At 62.8% G+C, this 17141-nt stretch carries 15 protein-coding genes; 9 read left to right on the top strand and 6 right to left on the bottom strand.

Features of this window, described 5'->3' with window-relative positions; translation table 11 throughout:
- Positions 1-27: 27 nt before the first annotated feature.
- The 3 genes from RQH62_RS06870 to RQH62_RS06860 all read right to left on the bottom strand — a co-directional run bounded on the left by RQH62_RS06870 (position 28) and on the right by RQH62_RS06860 (position 3292).
- Positions 28-1359, bottom strand: coding sequence for an aromatic ring-hydroxylating dioxygenase subunit alpha (locus RQH62_RS06870; RefSeq protein WP_311268004.1), 1332 nt, complete (start codon positions 1357-1359; stop codon positions 28-30).
- A gap of 95 nt (positions 1360-1454) precedes the next feature.
- Positions 1455-2375, bottom strand: coding sequence for an NADP-dependent oxidoreductase (locus tag RQH62_RS06865; RefSeq protein WP_311268003.1), 921 nt, complete (start codon positions 2373-2375; stop codon positions 1455-1457).
- Between the two features lie 14 nt (positions 2376-2389).
- Positions 2390-3292 (bottom strand): SDR family oxidoreductase, encoded by a 903-nt coding sequence (locus RQH62_RS06860; protein ID WP_311268002.1) that lies wholly within the window; start codon positions 3290-3292, stop codon positions 2390-2392.
- Between the two features lie 146 nt (positions 3293-3438).
- Between RQH62_RS06860 and RQH62_RS06855 the strand changes: the two genes are divergently transcribed.
- Genes RQH62_RS06855 through RQH62_RS06835 form a run of 5 tightly spaced genes read left to right on the top strand, consistent with a single transcriptional unit; the run spans position 3439 to position 9147 of the window.
- Positions 3439-4680 carry a hypothetical protein gene (locus tag RQH62_RS06855; protein WP_311268001.1) on the top strand — a complete coding sequence of 414 codons (1242 nt, stop codon included), beginning with the start codon at positions 3439-3441 and terminating at the stop codon, positions 4678-4680.
- A gap of 34 nt (positions 4681-4714) precedes the next feature.
- Positions 4715-5863 carry an acyl-CoA dehydrogenase family protein gene (locus RQH62_RS06850; protein WP_311268000.1) on the top strand — a complete coding sequence of 383 codons (1149 nt, stop codon included), beginning with the start codon at positions 4715-4717 and terminating at the stop codon, positions 5861-5863.
- A 13-nt stretch (positions 5864-5876) separates the two neighbouring features.
- Positions 5877-7043: an acyl-CoA dehydrogenase family protein gene (locus RQH62_RS06845; protein ID WP_311267999.1), complete on the top strand. Its 1167-nt coding sequence runs from the start codon at positions 5877-5879 to the stop codon at positions 7041-7043.
- Between the two features lie 11 nt (positions 7044-7054).
- Positions 7055-7909 carry a MaoC/PaaZ C-terminal domain-containing protein gene (locus tag RQH62_RS06840; protein ID WP_311267998.1) on the top strand — a complete coding sequence of 285 codons (855 nt, stop codon included), beginning with the start codon at positions 7055-7057 and terminating at the stop codon, positions 7907-7909.
- Positions 7909-9147 (top strand): MFS transporter, encoded by a 1239-nt coding sequence (locus RQH62_RS06835; RefSeq protein ID WP_311267997.1) that lies wholly within the window; start codon positions 7909-7911, stop codon positions 9145-9147. The genes RQH62_RS06840 and RQH62_RS06835 overlap by 1 nt, the downstream gene beginning before the upstream one ends.
- Before the next feature lie 4 nt (positions 9148-9151).
- On the opposite strand, the gene RQH62_RS06830 is transcribed toward RQH62_RS06835, so the two are convergent.
- On the bottom strand, positions 9152-9775 hold the full coding sequence (locus RQH62_RS06830; RefSeq protein ID WP_311267996.1) for a glutathione S-transferase family protein: 624 nt from the start codon (positions 9773-9775) through the stop codon (positions 9152-9154).
- 84 nt (positions 9776-9859) lie between these two features.
- On the opposite strand from RQH62_RS06830, the gene RQH62_RS06825 reads away from it, so the two are divergent.
- Genes RQH62_RS06825 through RQH62_RS06815 form a run of 3 tightly spaced genes read left to right on the top strand, consistent with a single transcriptional unit; the run spans position 9860 to position 12044 of the window.
- On the top strand, positions 9860-11011 hold the full coding sequence (locus RQH62_RS06825) for an acyl-CoA dehydrogenase family protein (RefSeq protein ID WP_311267995.1): 1152 nt from the start codon (positions 9860-9862) through the stop codon (positions 11009-11011).
- Positions 11011-11376, top strand: coding sequence for an EthD domain-containing protein (locus RQH62_RS06820; RefSeq protein WP_311267994.1), 366 nt, complete (start codon positions 11011-11013; stop codon positions 11374-11376). Before RQH62_RS06825 ends, RQH62_RS06820 begins: the two co-directional genes overlap by 1 nt.
- Positions 11373-12044 carry a nitroreductase gene (locus RQH62_RS06815; protein WP_311267993.1) on the top strand — a complete coding sequence of 224 codons (672 nt, stop codon included), beginning with the start codon at positions 11373-11375 and terminating at the stop codon, positions 12042-12044. Before RQH62_RS06820 ends, RQH62_RS06815 begins: the two co-directional genes overlap by 4 nt.
- A gap of 21 nt (positions 12045-12065) precedes the next feature.
- Here RQH62_RS06815 and RQH62_RS06810 read toward each other — a convergent pair whose 3' ends face one another.
- Together RQH62_RS06810 and RQH62_RS06805 are read right to left on the bottom strand one after the other, a co-directional pair.
- Positions 12066-14318 (bottom strand): TonB-dependent receptor, encoded by a 2253-nt coding sequence (locus RQH62_RS06810; protein WP_311267992.1) that lies wholly within the window; start codon positions 14316-14318, stop codon positions 12066-12068.
- Positions 14319-14391: 73 nt separating this feature from the next.
- On the bottom strand, positions 14392-15249 hold the full coding sequence (locus RQH62_RS06805; protein WP_311267991.1) for an alpha/beta hydrolase: 858 nt from the start codon (positions 15247-15249) through the stop codon (positions 14392-14394).
- A gap of 155 nt (positions 15250-15404) precedes the next feature.
- On the opposite strand from RQH62_RS06805, the gene RQH62_RS06800 reads away from it, so the two are divergent.
- On the top strand, positions 15405-17057 hold the full coding sequence (locus tag RQH62_RS06800) for a M28 family peptidase (protein ID WP_311267990.1): 1653 nt from the start codon (positions 15405-15407) through the stop codon (positions 17055-17057).
- The last annotated feature ends 84 nt before the right edge of the window (positions 17058-17141 follow it).

Below are 17141 nucleotides of genomic sequence, written 5' to 3'. Positions count from 1 at the left end.
TGCCTGTCCTGATTGTATCGGTCTGGCTTATTGGGTTTCCAGCGTGTCGATGCCGCGCATCACCCGGTCCCACATGGTCCAATAGGCCTGCATCTGGATCTCGTCGTCCGGCGCGCCTTCGGCGTAGAGCGGGTCTTCCGCCTTGCCGAAGCCCTTGGAGATTTCGCTCCATTCGATCGGCGTATGGTCGGCCGCATCCTGGCAGATTTCCAGCATCTCGATATCGTCGGGCGACCCGAAACCGGCCGGGCCGAGGAAGGAGACGAAATTGTCGAGCCGCAGCGCGCGCAGTTGCTCGCTTTCATCATCCGGTCCCATCGCCCAGGCGGTGACGCGGATCTTGTTTTCCGATTCCGGTTCGATGATGCGAACCGTGACGGACAGGATATCGTTGATGACGAGGTTGGGGAAGATCACCAGATTCTTCTGGCATTCGGCGATATATTTCGCCCGTTCCTCGCCCATGCGGCTGACCAGATTGGCGTAGCGCGCTTCGATCTCATCCTTCGTGTCCAGCCCCATCGACGGCAGCCATTGCGCCACCGGCCGGCCGGTGGGTACGAAGCTGTCCAGCACCGCATGGCCATTGCCCAGCGAACGGGCGCAACCGGCGGTGTTGTAGGTCGCCAGCGTCTTGTCGATCAGCCCTTCGCCCGGCGTGCCGACCATCTGATCGCGCAGAAAATCGAAATAGGAGGCGTGGACCGGGAAGAGATGATAGCCGTCATAGCTATTCTCACACAGCAGCTTGTAATTGGCGCGGATCGAATAGGTATGTTCGCCCGACAGGATGATCTGCTGCCCTTCGGTCTGGTCCATCAGCGCGTCGATCTGGTCGCGGGCGCCATCCAGATAATCATAGAGGCTGATCGCCTTCGGATTGTAGTTCACGAACCAGAAGCCGCGATATTGCTCCAGCCGTTCGACCGAGCGCAGGTCGAGATGCTTGTCCTCGTTAATCCCCTCGACATAGCCGGTCTGGGCGTTTTGCGAAACGAGATTGCCTTCGGAACTGAAGACCCATCCATGATAGGGACAGGTGAAGTTGCGGGCATTGCCGGTGCGCTCGCGGCACACCTTCGCGGCACGGTGGGTGCAGGTGTTGTAATGCGCCCGCACCTCCCCCTTCTTGTCGCGGATGAAGATGAGGTCGCGGCCGCCGACGCGGCGAGCATGGAAATCGCCCTTCTTCTTCAGCTCCGTATCATGGCCGACATAGAGCCAGCATTTGGCGAAGATCTGCTGCTTTTCCTGCTCGAAAACCTCCGCGCTGCGATAGGCGTTGCGGTGGACGCGAAAACTACCCTTTTCAGGATCTGCCTTCACCAATTCCTCGCGGACTGGATCATACAGGGCCATGTCTCTCTCCTTATGTGGTCGAATCCGACCAATTCGCCCACGCATGATACGCATGCGAACCTTTTCCGCAACAGCTTTCCGGCGAGCGTCGCGATTTAATCGACTGCCAGCACGATCTTGCCACGGACATGGCCGCCCATGCTGGCGCGCAGGGCGTCGGCGGCCTGCGTGAAGGGGAAGGTTCGGGCGATCTCCACCTTGAGCGCGCCGCGATCGGCCAGCGCCGCGATTTCCCGCAACTGTGCGCCGTTGGGGCGCACACGCACCTTGTAGGCGCGCACGCCGTCCACCTCCTCGACATCGCGCGCTTTCGGCCCGCCGGCGATACGGATGACCGAGCCACCGGGCCTGACGAGCGACCAGAGGCCGCTTTCCTGCGAATTGCCGACCAGATCGAGCAATATATCGACGTCCTGCGCCTGTCCGTCAGGCGGATCGGTGCGGAAATCGACCACGGCGTCGGCGCCGAGCGCGCGGACATAGTCGGCATTGGCGGCCGAGGCCGTGCCGGTGACGCGACCGCCCCGCGCCTTGACGATCTGCACTGCCGCCATGCCGACGCCGCCGGCCGCATTATGGACCAGCACATGCAGGCCATTCAGGTCGCGGCCGTCCGCCGCGAGCCCCTGCCAGGCGGTCAGCGCGACCAGCGGCAGACCCGCCGCTTGCGGGGCGCTCAATCCCCTGGGGCTGACGGCGCAGGCCGCAGCATCGATCAGGATCGATTCGACATAGCCGCCCGTCAGCCCCGGATGAGCAAAGGCCGGATCACCCACGCTCCAGCCTTCGACCCCATCTCCCACCGCGTCCACGACCCCCGCCACATCCCCACCGGGAACGAGCGGCAGCGGCGGCAGCACGGGGGCCTTGCCGCTGAGCAGTTTCCAGTCGACCGGGTTCACGCCGACGCCTTGCACACGCAGGCGCAATTGACCCGGTCCCGGAAGCGGCAGGTCGATGTCTTCCATCACCAGCCGGTCGGGTCCGCCGAAATCATGGGCGCGGATGATCTTCATGATCGCTCTCCCGCTCAGGGATTGACGAAGGTGTCGCGCTCGATCCCGGCATTATAGCCGGCAGCGGCGAGCGCATGGCGTAGCGGCCCTTCCACCTCACTGGCATCGCGCGAGGCGGCGGCGCGAGGGCCATGTTTCCAGCCGTCGCCGACCGTATAGCCAAAGCCCCAGGCTTCCGCGAAAATGCGACCGGTGATGTCGGACGCAGCCGGGCTGGCAAGGAAGGCGACCAGTGCGGCGATCCATTCGGGGTCGCGCCGCTCCAGCATTTCGCCGGATACTTCGCGCAGCCCTTCGGTCATGCGGGTTTGGGCGCGGGGCGCCAGCGCGTTCACGGTGACGCCGATGCGCGACAATTCGCGCGCGGTGATGAGCGTGAAGGAAGCGATACCGGCCTTTGCCGCGCCATAATTGGCCTGGCCGATATTGCCGAACAGGCCGGAGCCGGAACTGGTATTGATGATCCGCGCGTCGCGCTGGCGACCCGCCTTGCTTTCCAGACGCCAGTAATTCGCGGCATGGTGGCAGGGCGCAAAAGTGCCCTTCAGATGCACCTTGATGACCAGATCCCAGTCATCCTCCGACATGTTGACCATCATGCGATCGCGCAGGATGCCCGCATTGTTGACCAAAATGTCGAGCCCGCCGAAGGTATCGATCGCCTGCTGCACCATCGCCTGCGCCTGCGCCCAGTCGGATATATCGGCGCCGTTCACGATCGCCTCGCCGCCGGCCTTGCGGATTTCCTCCACCACTTCCTGCGCGGGTGAAAGGTCCGCGCCGTCGCCGGCCGCAGTGCCGCCCAGATCGTTGACGACGACCTTCGCGCCTTCCTCCGCCAGCTTGAGCGCATAGGCGCGCCCCACGCCGCGCCCCGCGCCCGTCACGATTGCGACCCGTCCTTCACAGATGCCCATCGGCCCCTCCTTCTTCTCTAAAATTAGGACACATCCTAATTGTGATGTTGCAAACTATATGCTTCATCGCTTATTTGAGCGCAAGGGGGCTGTCAACGGGCAGCACCCCGATCAGCCGACACAGGCTGTTACGGAAAGGGAGCAGGATGGCCGAGGAACTGTTCGAGAAGATGGCGTTGACGCCGGGGGACGAATATCCGTTCCACGCTACGCCCTATCCCATGTCCTATGTGCCCAACAGCGATCCGGCCTGGGACGATGGCTATTATTTCCTGGCCTATGATGTGGAAAGCGGCGCATCGGTATGGACCGGCATGCGGGTCGCGCCCAACAGCAATATCATCGGCGGCTATGTGAACAGCAACCTGCGCGGGGTGCAGCGGGCGCTGCGGCTCAGCCGGGTGTGGCGCGACGATTTTTCGGTGGCGATCGGGCCGCTGCGCTATGAATTTGTCGAGCCGCTGAAGGCCATCCGGCTGATCTGCGAACCCAACGAGTCGGAGATCGCGTTCGACATCCTATGGCAGGGGCTGTCGCCCTGTCACCTTGCCATGCACCATCGCGCGGTGAAGGCCGGGCGCTTCACCACCGACCAGAGCCGCTATCATCAGGTCGGGCGCTGCACCGGCTGGATGGAGGTGGCGGGCCAGCGCTTCGAGATGCCGCAGGAGGCGCCATGGGGCGGATCGCGCGACCGGTCCTGGGGCATTTATGAAAGTCGCCCGCCACTTGGCGCCGCGCCGCAATGGCTGCCGCCCGCCGAACCTGTGGCGGTGCCGCGCGCGCTGCGCTTTTCCGCTTTTATCGAGGCGGAGGATATCTCCAGCTATTTCCATTTCCACGAAGGACCGGACGGGCAAAGGCAGGTGCTGAACGACGCCTTTGGCGTGCCGTTCGAAGGATCGATCGACTATGGCTGGGACGGCGGCAAGCTTGGGCTGGTCGACTATGATCATCAGTTCAACTGGCGACCCGGCACGCGGTCGGTGACCGATGGCGTCGTGACGCTGACTGATACAAAGGGCGAGCGCTGGACGGTTAGCTTCGATTGTCCGCATCCGCCGCATGTGCTGGGGCAGATCGGCTATCATGTCGGTGCCTGGCATGATGGCGGCACGATCCACACCTGGCATGGTCGCAGTCCCGCGATGGAGTGGGACGAATATGATTTCTCATGCCAGCCCTGCGAGCATCGCTTCCCCGGCAATGGCGAGACGAAAACCGTCTTTGGCGTCGAACATTATGCGCGCGTCACGCTGACTGCGCCGGATGGCCGGGTGCGCCATGGCCGGTCGCAGTTCGAGATATTCCTGAACGGCCGATACGCCCCCTACGGTTTTGAAGCGCAGGGCAATCATGGCGGCCTGACCGGGCGCGGCATCGCCTGACATTTCCATTTTTTCCGACACGGAGAGACGCAACGTGAAGACCCTACCCCGCCCCCTTTATGGCGAAGAGCATGAGATGTACCGCGATGCGGTACGCCGCTTCATCGAGAGCGAGATCACCCCCTATCATCGTCAGTGGGAGGAGGATGGCGTGGTGTCGCGCGAGGTGTGGCGCAAGGCGGGTGCGGCGGGCTTCCTCTGTTCCAACGCGCCGGAGGCATTTGGCGGGGCGGGCGCGGATTATAAATATAACGCCGTCTTTACCGAGGAACTGGGCTATGCCGGGGCGACCGGGCCGGGCTTTGCCGTGCATAGCGACATGGCCGCCAACTATATCCTGAATTTCGCGAGCGAGGAGCAGAAGGCCCGCTGGATTCCCGGCATGGTGTTGGGCGAGACGATCGCGGCGCTGGGCCTGAGTGAACCCGGCGCGGGCAGCGACCTCAAAGCCGTCAAGACCAGCGCGGTGCGCGATGGCGATGACTATGTCATCAACGGGCAGAAAACCTATATTTCCAATGGGCAACTGGCCAGCATCGTCATCCTCGCCTGCAAGACCGATCCGGCGGCGGGCGCACGGGGCATGAGCTTCATCGTCGTGGAAACCGACCGGCCGGGATTCTCACGCGGGCGCAATCTGGAAAAATTCGGGCTGCTGGCGCAGGATACGTCCGAACTCTTCTTCTCCGACGTGCGCGTACCAGTGACCAACCGCATCGGCGCTGAAGGTCAGGGCATGGGCATCGCCGTGCATAATCTGGCCGAGGAACGGCTGTCGATCGCGGTCCATGCGATCGGCATGTGCAAGGGGATGCTGGACAGCACCATCGCCTATACCAAGGACCGCATGATCTTCGGCAAGCCGGTGTCGGATTTCCAGAATACCCGTTTCAAGATCGCGGAAATGGTGGCGCAGACGCAGGCGATGCAGGTGTTCGTCGACCGCTGCGTCGAACTGGCGGTGGACAAGGCGCTCGATAATGAGACGGCGGCCATGGCCAAGATGCTGGCGGGCGAACTGCAATGGCGGATCGCCGACGAATGCCTGCAATTTTACGGCGGCGCCGGCTATATGCTGGAATATCCCATCGCCCATGCCTTCATCGACAGCCGTATCCGCAAGATTGCCGGCGGATCGTCCGAAGTGATGCGCGAAATCATCAGCCGCAAGATCTTCGCCTGAAGGGGGACCAGTCATGGAAATAGAACTGAATGAAACCCAGCAATCGGTCCGCGATGGCGTGGGTCGTATCGTCGACCAGTTTGGTGACGAATATTGGTCGAAACTCGACCAGAGCGGCGAGTTTCCGCATGAATTCCACGCCGCGCTGGCACAAGGCGGCTATCTGGGCATTACCATGCCGGAGGAACTGGGCGGATCGGGGCTGGGCGTCACCGAAGCGGCGATCATGATGAACCGCATCTGTCAGGGATCGGGCGGCTATTCGGCGGCATCGACCATCCATTTGAACCTGTTCGGGCCGCATGCCGTGGTCGTGTTCGGCACGCCCGAGCAGAAGGAACGGATGCTGAAACCCCTGATCGCAGGGACGGACAAGGCCTGTTTCGGCGTGACCGAGCCGGATGCCGGGTTGGATACGACCAGCATCAAGACCTTCGCGACCAAGGTGCCGGGTGGATATCGGATTACCGGCCGCAAGATATGGACGTCATCGGGACAGGTCGCGAACAAGATCGTGATATTGGCGCGCACGACGCCCAAGGACCAGTGCAAGCGGCCGACCGATGGGATGAGTTTCTTCTACACCGACCTCGACCACAGCAAGATCGAGGTGCGGCGTATTCCGAAAATGGGACGCAACGCCGTCGATTCGAACACGACCTTCATCGACGATTATTTCGTGCCGGATGAGGATTTGATCGGGGAGGAAGGCAAGGGTTTCCATTATATCCTGCACTCGCTCAATCCCGAACGGATATTGGTCGCGTCGGAAGCCGTCGGCAATGGGCAGGGGGCGCTGAAGCGGATCGCGCAATATGCGCAGGACCGCCATGTGTTCGGCCGGCCGATCGGCATGAATCAGGGTATCCAGCATCCGCTGGCCGAAAGCTGGATGGCGCTGGAATCCGCCTTCTGGATGGTGATGCGGGCGGCCTGGCTTTATGATGCGGGCAAGAGTTGCGGCGCGGAGGCGAACAGCGCCAAGTTTCTGGCCGCGCGCGCCGGCTTCGACGCCTGCACCCGCGCAGTGATGTTCCATGGCGGCATGGGTTATTCCAAGGAATATCAGGTCGAACGCCTGTTCCGCGAGAGCATATTGTTGCGCATCGCGCCCGTCACCGAACAGATGATCATGAGCTTCATCGGCGAGAAGGTTCTTGGCCTGCCGAAAAGCTATTGAAGGAAGAGTTCATGGACCTTAATAAAGTCGTCAATCGCCACTTTCCTGATACTGAGCAGAATTATACCAGTCGGGACACGATCCTCTATGCCCTTGGCGTCGGTTTCGGATCGAAACCGCTGGACGCGGGCCATATCGACTATCTGTTCGAGGAGCGGCTGAAGGCATCGCCCACTTACGCCAATGTGCTGGGGCATCCGGGCATGTGGGCGCGCGACCCGGACTATGGCATCGACTGGAAGAAGCTGCTCCACGCCGAGCAGCGGCTGGAGATGCACGCGCCGCTGCCGCCAGAAGGACGGATCAGGGCCAGCCATCATATCATGGGCGTCCGCGACATGGGCGAACGCGGGGCGATGCTGCACCAGCGCAAGCAGGTGACGGATGCGCAGAGCGGACAGGCGATCGCGACCGTCACCAACACGCTGATGCTGCGCGGCGATGGCGGTTGTGGCGACTGGGGCGAGGTGCCGGCCGATCTGGCGAAATTGCCGGACAGTGCGCCGGACAGCGCCGTGGAGGTGCAGGCGACCGAAATCCAGCCGCTCATCTATCGCCTGTCGGGCGACCTCAACCCGCTGCATATCGACCCGGATGTGGCGAAGGTTGCCGGCTTCCCCCGGCCGATCCTGCATGGCCTGTCGACCAAGGGCATGGCCGGTTATGCGCTGCTGAAGCAATTTTGCGGCATGGACCCGACGCGGTTTGGAGCGATGGCGGTGCGGTTCAGCCGGCCGGTCCTGCCGGGCGACCGCATCCGCTTCGAATTTTGGGGCAGCGGGCCGGGCACGGTGCGTTTCCGCGCAGTCGTGCCCAATCGCGACGACCTGATGGTGCTGGATCGCTGCACGGCGGAGATCAAGTGATGCGTCGCGGCGGCGCCTGGGTGGCGCTGGCGCTGCTCGCGGCGATGAACCTGATGAACTATTATGACCGGCTGCTGGTGGTCGTCCTGTCCCAGCCGTTGCGGCTGGAATTTGCGCTGAGCGATACGCAATATGCGCTGCTGACCGGGCCGGCCTTCGTGCTGGTCTATGCGGTGGCGAGCCTCGTCTTCGGGCGGCTGGCGGACAGTCGCGGGCGGCGCGGCCTGATCGCCTTCGTCATCGCCTTGTGGAGCGCGATGACGGCGCTGTGCGGCTTTGCCAAAAGCTTCGCACTGCTGGCCGTCGCGCGGGCGGGCGTGGGCATTGGCGAAGGGGGCGCCAATCCGGCGGGCATGTCGCTGCTCAGCGATCATTTCCCGCCGCAGCGCCGAGCGCTGGCGCTCGCTTTGTTTCAGGTCGGCGGCAATATCGGCATGCTGGCCAGCTTCGTCACGGCCAGCTGGATCGCCACCCAACATGGCTGGCGCGCCGCTTTCTGGGTCGCTTCCGTACCCGGCATGATCCTGGCAGCGCTGATTTTCTTTTGCATGCCGGATGCGCCGCGGGGGCAATATGATGCCGATGCGGAAGCGCCTGCCCCGCTAGGCCGGACGCTGGGGCAGCTGTGGCATAACCGGGCCTATGTCTGGCTGTGCGCCGCAGCCAGCTTCGGCGTGTTCAGCAGCCTGGGCATGCTGATCTGGCTACCGCAATATTTCATCCGCCTGCATGGCATGGCGCAGCAGCAGGTCGGCTTCCTGTTCGGGCCGGCGGCGAGTTTCGGCCTGATCGCGGGCATGCTGGTCGGCGGCTGGCTGGGCAACCGACTGGCTGCGCGGCATCTGGCGGCGCCGATGTGGATTTGTATCGTCGCGAATATGCTGCTGGTGCCGGTGTTGCTGACCATATTGTGGAGCGGGTCGACCGGGGCGGCGCTGGGGGCCTGCTTCCTCGCCATGGGGTTGGCCGTCATCTACGCCCCGGCCTTTCAGGCGACGATGCAGAGCGTCTGTTCCGCCCGTCAGCGCGGGATGGCCGGCGCCTGTTCCAATGTGCTGAACGCCTTGATCGGGCAGGGTCTGATCCCGCTGTTCGTCGGCATGCTCAGCGATCGGCTGATGCCCGCCTACGGCGCGGAAAGCCTGCGCTGGGCGCTGACCGTGGCGACTGGCTTCACCTTGCTGTCGGGCCTGCTGTTCATGGTCGCCGCGCATCATGTGCGGCGACGGTTCGACTGAACGGTCAGGCTGCCAGCAGGGCGCTGTCGTCGATCGCCTGCACCCGCTGCCAGGCCGGGCGGGCCGTGCAGCGCGCCAGCCAGTCGGCAATGGCAGGGAAGCGCGTCATGTCGATGCGCGGGGCGATGCCGGCGATCGGGAAGGCGGTGTTGATATCGCCCAGGGTGAAGGCGTTACCCGCGACATAGGCATGGCCCGCCGCCAGATGCCGTTCCAATGCGCCCAGCGTATCGGTCACACCCGACAGGCAGGCGCCGACGATCGCGCCGTCGGGCGTCTCCCCCGCTTGGCCAGCCCGACGGATTTCGCGGACCATGACGGTGAAATGAAATTCGACCTCCGTAATGGCCCAACTGGTCCACTGGTCCATCCGCGCGCGGCTCTGGGCGTCGGTCGGCAGCAGTGCGTTCGGCGTCAGCGTCGCCAGATAGGCGGTGATCGCGACCGATTCCGTCAGGATGAAATCACCGTCGACCAGCACGGGCACCTTGCCCATCGGATTGAGCGCGAGGAACTCGGCCGCCTTGCTGTCAGGTACGGGTAGCTGGCGATAGGGCAGGCCCAGTTCCTCCAGCGCCCAGAGGCAGCGCGCGACGCGGCTCGGCTTGGTTCCATATATTGTCAGCATATCCTGTCTCTCCCGGCTTGACCGCGATTTAACATGCTGGTGTAATATATGCTAGCGAATAACATGGAATCATGGGGAGGATATATGGCCTATCAGTCAACGGAGTCGCTCTGGACGTCCGAACATCAGATGTTTCGGGAAACGGTGCGTCATTTCATCGCGACGGAAATCGAGCCGCATGTCGACCAGTGGGTCGAGGATCATGCGATCCCGCGCAGTTTCTGGACCAAGGCGGCCGAAGCGGGCCTGCTGGGCGTGGACGTTCCTGAAGCCTATGGCGGGCCGGGCGGCGACTTCCTGTATCGTCTCGTGATCGCAGAGGAGATCGGCTATAGCCCGGCGGGCGCGGCGATGGCGCCGTCGCTGATTGCCGATGGCACCAGCGAAATCCTGTATCGCTCAGCCAATGAAGAGCAGCGGCAGAAATATCTGCCGGCCATGGTGCGCGGCGAGATGCTGTTCGGGCTGGCCATCACCGAGCCGGACAGCGGCAGCGACGTATCCTCGATCCGCACCGCCGCACGGCGCGAAGGGGATGACTATGTCATCACCGGTGCCAAGACCTATATCTCGCAGGCGTCGATCGCCGACGCCTTCATGGTGGTCGCCCGAACCAGCGACGCGCCGGGATCGAAGGGGCTGTCGATGATCATCGTGGAGGCCGACCGTCCCGGCTTCAAGCGTGGCCATGCGCTCAAGAAGATGGGCGTCAACGCCTCCAACACCGGCGAGATCAGCTTTGACGAAGTGCGCGTACCGGTGAGCAATCTGCTGGGCGAGGAAGGGCGCGGCATGGCGCTGTGTCTGGGCGGCGTGAACATGGACCGGATCACCTGGCCGCTGATCGCCCATGCCGCATCGCAACGGGCGCTGGAGGAGACGATCGAATTCGTGAAGAACCGCAAGGCGTTCGGCCAGACCATCTTCGATTTCCAGAATACGCAGTTCAAGCTGGCGGAGATGAAGACGGAACTGGCAGTCGGTCGCGCCTTCCTGGACGACGTCATCCGGGATTATCAGGCGCAGGGACGGCTCGATACGCTGAAATGCGCGATGGCAAAAATGTGGCTGCCCGAAATGGAGGGGCGGATCATGGACACATGCGTGCAACTGCACGGCGGCGCGGGCTATATGGACGAATATCCGGTGTCGCGCCTGTTCACCGCCGCGCGGCTGCATCGCATCTTTGCCGGGACGGCGGAGATCATGCGCGTGATCGTCGCCCGGTCGCTCTGATGTTCAAGGTGATCGTGCTGGCAAGCAAGCGCCCGGACATCAGCTTCGCGGCGTTTCGCGACTATTATTCCAACCATCATGTGCATCTGATGAACCGCCTGCTCGCCCATGGCGCGGCGATCCATCGGCGCAATTTCGTGATCCATCCCGATCCGGACCATCCCGGCGACTATGACGTGATTTCCGAGGTCTTCTATGAGGACAGAGCCACGGCAGAGGAAACGATGCGGGAGATGGCGGACCCGGATGTGCATCGACAGCGGATCGCCGATGAGACAGAATTTCTGCTGCCGGAGTCGGTGCGCGTCTTCATGGTCGAGGCGGACATGACGATATTCCGGCCGATGGAGGGGGTGACGCCGTGAACGTGACAGAGGCCGTGACGACGCGGCGGTCGATCCGCCAGTTCCTGCCCGATCCGGTCGATCGAGCGGTACTGGAACGGGTGCTGGACAAGGCGCAGCGGTCGCCGTCGGGCGGGAACCTGCAACCCTGGAACCTGCATGTCGTAGGCGGCGACACGCTGGCCCGGCTGTGCGACGATCTGGCCAGCGTGTTGCCGCAGGGGCGCGCCGCGCATAATGGCGATTATGTCATCTACCCCGAAGCGCTGGCCGACCGCTATGCCGCCAGCCGGCATGAGGTGGGCGAGAGCATGTATGCGGCACTGAATGTCGCGCGGGTGGACAAGGCCGGGCGGCTGGCGCAATTCGGGCGCAATTATCGCGCGTTCGGCGCGCCGCTGCTGATGCTGGTGCATATGCCGCGCTATATGGGGCCGCCGCAATGGGCCGATGTCGGCATGTGGTTGCAAAGCCTGATGCTGTTGCTGCGCGAAGAAGGGCTGGACAGTTGCGCGCAGGAGGCCTGGGCCGTCTATCAGAAACAGATCCGCGCCCATGTCGCCATACCGGACGACCATATCCTCTTCTGCGGTATTTCCGTGGGCTATCGTGATCCGGATGCGCCGGTGAACAGCTTCCCGGTATCGCGGGTGCCGCTGGAGCAGGTGGTGACCTTCATCGACGCATGAAGGTCACCATGCGCGGACGCCTTACCGTCCGCCCAGTTTGAAGCCCAGCGTCACGCCATAGGTGCGGGGCGGCGCGTAGAAGGCATTGTCGCCGATCCCCGACACGGTCACATTCTGGAAATAGCGTTCGTCCGTGACATTGTTCATGAACAGCGCCATGCGCCAGCGCTGGTCGGGCGCGGACAGGCTGACGCGCATGTTCAGCACGCCATAGCCATCCTGCTTCACATCCTCCCGATTACCCGGATCCCAGTAGAAGCCGCTGTTAAACAGATAATTGGCGCTGAACCCTGCCTCCAGATTGCCGACCGGCCGGTCATAATTGACGCCTAGGTTAAGCGTGACCGGCGGTGCGTTGACAAGATCGTTACCCGAAGCGTCGCGGATCGTTTCGGCATTGCCGAACGGGGCAGCTGCGCGCGGCGTATAGACGCGGGCATCCCTGAACTCACTATATTCGCTGTTGAGCAGCGACAGGCCCATGCGAAATTGCAGGTCGCCCGTCGAAACCGGCGGGGCAATGATCGCTTCTGCATCCAGACCATAGATACGCGCCTGCGCCGCGTTATAGATGAAGCTGGCCCCCGCGATCAGGCGATTGAGCTGCAAATCCTTATAGTCATAATAGAAGGCCGACATGTTGAGCCGCAACGTCCGGCCAAGCAGGTCGGATTTGAAGCCGGCCTCATAAGCGTCGATCGTTTCCGGCCGGGCCGGCGGGAAATAGGGACCGCCCAGATTGAAGATGCCGCTTTTGAACCCCCTGCTCCATGACGCATAGAGCAGGATGTCGCGGTTCAATTGATGGTCGATCGCCAGCCGCCAGGTCAGCTTCTTGAACGCGACATCGTTGGAGAAGGCGCCGTCAGGGAAAGCCGGGCTGACCGGGCGGGTGGGATTATTCTCGGTCGTGTCGATGACCGCCCCCTCCCCCAGCGGATGACCGGCCAGCGCGATCGTCTCGCCGTTCAGGCTGCGCTCGTCGCGCGTGTAGCGCAGGCCGGCGGTCAGCCGCGTGCTGTCCGTCAGATGATAGGTGCCCTGCACGAAGGCGGCATAGCTGTTGGTCGTCACGTCATCATGGATGGCGCTGTTGAGCGCGGCGGTGGCACTGCGCACGGCCAGCGGTTCGAACGCGGCCCTGGAATGGAAATAGAAGAGGCCCGTCGTGTAGTCGAGCCTGCCCGTGGTGCCCAGCAGCACCAGTTCCTGTTGGAAGGACTTTGTCGATTCCTTGAGGATGGCATCGACCAGCGCGAGGGGCGAGGCATCCTGATCGTAGCGGGAATCATTCTGATAATCGCGATAGGCGGTCGTGCTTTTCAGCGTTGCCTCGCCGATCCGCCATTCCCCGACCAGCGACACGCCCCATTGCTTGAAAGTGCCGAAGGAGGTCAGGTTGCTGATCGTGCCATATTGATTGCCGTCATAGCTGAATCCGCCGGTCGTGCGCGTACCCGGATAGATGATGCGGACATTGCCGATGTCGGAATCCCGATGGGCATAGTCGCCAGTCAGGCGGAAATTGAGCGCGTCGCTCGGCTCGAACAGGATGGAGCCGCGAACGCCCCACTCCTCCTTCCAGTTCACCTCCTGACCAGAGACGCCCGGCGTGCTGCCGGAATTCCGACCATAGCCCTTGTCCTGATTGACATAGACCGCCGCCAGGTCGACCGCGACGGTGTCGCTGATGCCCGTGGTGCCATAGGCCTTGGCTGTATAAGTATCGTAATTGGCATAGCCGACCTCGCCATCAACCATGGTGACATGGGATGGCTTTTTGGTGATGATCTGGATCAGGCCACCGGTGGCGTTGCGGCCGAACAGGGTGCCTTGCGGCCCCTTCAGCACCTCGATCCGCTCGATATTGTTGAAGATCAGGTTCACGCCGGAAAGCGCCGCGATATAGACGCCGTCGACATAGGTGGCGACGCCGGATTCATCGCCGGGCGCCGAGTTCTTGGACCCAACGCCGCGCAGATAGGGGGCGATGGTGCTGCGTTCGCCGCCTAGCGACAGGCCGGGCGTGACATTGGCGAGTTGCGTCGTGCCCTCGATCCCGGCCTTCACCAGCCCGTCGCCGGTGATCGCCGCCACCGCGATCGGCACTTTCTGGAGCGATTCCGACCGGCGCTGCGCGGTGACGACGATGTCGCCGATGCTGCCTTCCTGCGCGGCATCGTCAGCACCCGTCTGGGCAAGGGCAGGCGCCATAGCCAATATTATCGAACCGCCGGCAAGCAGGGTCGCCATCAGGCCTGTCTTCACCGCCATCCCATTCTCCCATATCGTTAATTTTATTATGCTAGTATATTATAAGCTTACGATCAATATCAGTGAAGCCTTTTTATACTTGCCCGAACCGGATGCGATGCAGGAAGTCGAGCACGCCGTCATTGAAGGCATCGTTGCGGTCGCCCGCAACCATATGGCCGGCTTCGGGAACGCAATAGACTTCGGTCTGCGGGACCAGCCGGACCAGTTCGGCCACGCCTTCGTCATCTACGATATCGCTCTTGCCGCCGCGCACCAGCAATGTGGGAATATGGATATGGCTGCTGGCGGCGAGCAGATCCTCCGTCCAGGCTGGCGGTTCGGCGCTGGGACGCGCCGCCATCATGCGCGGGTCCCAATGCCAGTAGAGCCGCCCATCGTCGCGTAGGCGCAGATTTTTCATCAGGCCGGACGGATCGCGCTGCCCCTTTCGCTCCGGATTATAGGCGACCACGGCGGCCAGCGCTTCGTCTATATTGGCAAAGCCGCGATCATGGGCCTTCATGAAGCCCTGAATCTTCTGCACGCCGGCCGCCGCCGGGCGCAGGACGATATCCACCAATATCAGCGCGGTCGCCTGTGGCGCCTGCCCCATGCCGGCGGCGTAGAAGCTGGTCATGCCGCCCATCGACGCGCCGACCAGCGCGACCGGCCGGCGATCGCCGATCACCGTTTGCAAATCCGCGCCGCGCGCCTTGAGCGAATAGTCACCACTGTCCGACCAGCTACTGTCGCCATGGCCACGCGCGTCGAAATTGATGACATGATAGCCCTCCCCGATCATGCGGCGCATCGCGCCCGACCAGCTATGCCGCGTCTGGCCGCCGCCATGCAGCAGCATGATCGTGGCCGCATCCGCCGGACCACCCACATCGGCAACCAAAGTCAGGCCATCGCCTGTCCGATATTCGCTGCGGGTCATTTCCATCATTGCAACCTCTCCTGTCGTCGCCATGCGCTACAGGCTTTCCATAAGATATGCTAGCGAACTTGTTTCGCTGCACATCTGTATAAAGTATGTCGACATCGGCCGTCTGATCGGCATGATCCCGACTCGCTGCGCAGCCCTGCGCCAAGGAGTTGAATATGTTGCCCTCTTTCCAGTTCGTTCGCCCGCTGATGCTGGCCGGCCTGCTCTCCACGTCGGCGATCGCGCTGGCAGCTCCGCCCAGCTTCGACGTGGCGCGAGTCAGTCAGGACATCAAGACGCTGGCCAGCGACGATTTTGAAGGCCGCGGCCCGGCGACCCGCGCGGAAGTGAAAACGATCGACTATATTTCCGCGCAGATGAAGGCGGCGGGGCTGAAGCCGGCCGGGCCGAAGGGCAGCTGGTTCCAGGATGTGCCGCTGCGCATGTCGAACATCACCGGCACGCCCACCCTCTCGATGCATATCGGCGGCAGCGCTGAAACGCTGACGCAAGGCGGCGAGATCGCGGTGCGTGCGGCGGAGACGGGCCAGTCTTCGGTCAAGTTCGCCGACCTGCCTCTGGTCTTCGTCGGCTATGGCGTGAAGGCGCCAGAGCGCGGCTGGGACGATTTCAAGGGCGTGGACTTGCACGGCAAGATCATGGTCGTGCTGGTCAACGACCCCGATTTCGAGGGCGGCGAAGGCGATTTCGGCGGCAAGCTGATGACCTATTATGGCCGCTGGACCTATAAATATGAGGAAGCCGCGCGGCAGGGTGCGGCGGGCGTTCTGGTCGTGCATGAGAGCGAGCCGGCTTCCTATGGCTGGGCCACGGTCAAGAACAGCAACACCAACACCATGTTCGACATCGTTCGCGCCGATCCCAAGGCCGCCCATACCCAGATGGAAGGATGGGTGCAGAAGGATCTGGCCGCCAAGCTGCTGGCCGCGTCCGGCGTGGATTTCGAGGCGGCGAAGGCGGCGGCGCGCAAGAAGGATTTCAAGCCTATCCCCTTGAAGGCGACGATGAGCGCCGACTATGCGGTGAAATCGGAGATCATCACATCGCACAATGTCGCGGGTTTGGTGCAGGGCAGTAAATATCCCGACGAGACGGTGATCTATTCGGCCCATTGGGACCATCTGGGCATCGGCGCGCCCGATGCGAAGGGCGACACCATCTATAATGGCGCGAAGGACAATGCGTCGGGCACCGCCGCGCTGCTGGAACTGGCGCGCGCCTATGCCAAGGGGCCGAAGCCCGAACGCACCGTTTTGTTCCTGGCGGTGACAGCCGAGGAAAAGGGGCTGCTGGGGTCCGAATATTATGCCGACAATCCGTTGCGCCCGCTGGCGACCACGGCCGGCGTCGTCAATATGGACGGGCCGTTCGGCATGGAGAAGACGAGCAATTTCAGCATTTCGGGCGCGGCGAAACTGGACCTGCTGACCACCCTGACGCAGGAAGGCGAGAAACTGGGTCGCCATTATACGCCGGACGCGCGGCCGGAGGCTGGCAGCTTCTACCGCTCAGACCATTTCCCGATGGCCAAGCGCGGCGTGCCAGCCATTTCCTTCAATCCGGGCCGCGAACTGGTGAATGGCGGGGCCGAACGCGGCAAGCTGTTGCAGGACGCCTATACCAAGGATCGCTATCATCAGCCGGCCGACGAATATGACGCCAATTGGGATACGAGCAGCTGGGTCGGCGACCTGACCCTGCTTTACAATGTCGGGCGCCGCGTGGCCGACAGCCATGACTGGCCCAACTGGTCGGCGGATAGCGAATTCCGGGCGACCCGCGATGCCACGCCCGCGCAGCGCAAATAGGATGGTATAACCATAAGCTATGCCCCGGTCAGTTCGGTCCGATTGCCGATGCTGACCGGGGAGAGGATTATGGCGGCTCTGCCG

The organism is Sphingobium sp. WCS2017Hpa-17 (assembly GCF_031843765.1).
Taxonomy (GTDB): Bacteria; Pseudomonadota; Alphaproteobacteria; order Sphingomonadales; family Sphingomonadaceae; genus Sphingobium.
The sequence above is the reverse complement of the archived record's forward strand: the minus strand, read 5'-3'. Positions and strand labels throughout refer to the sequence as shown.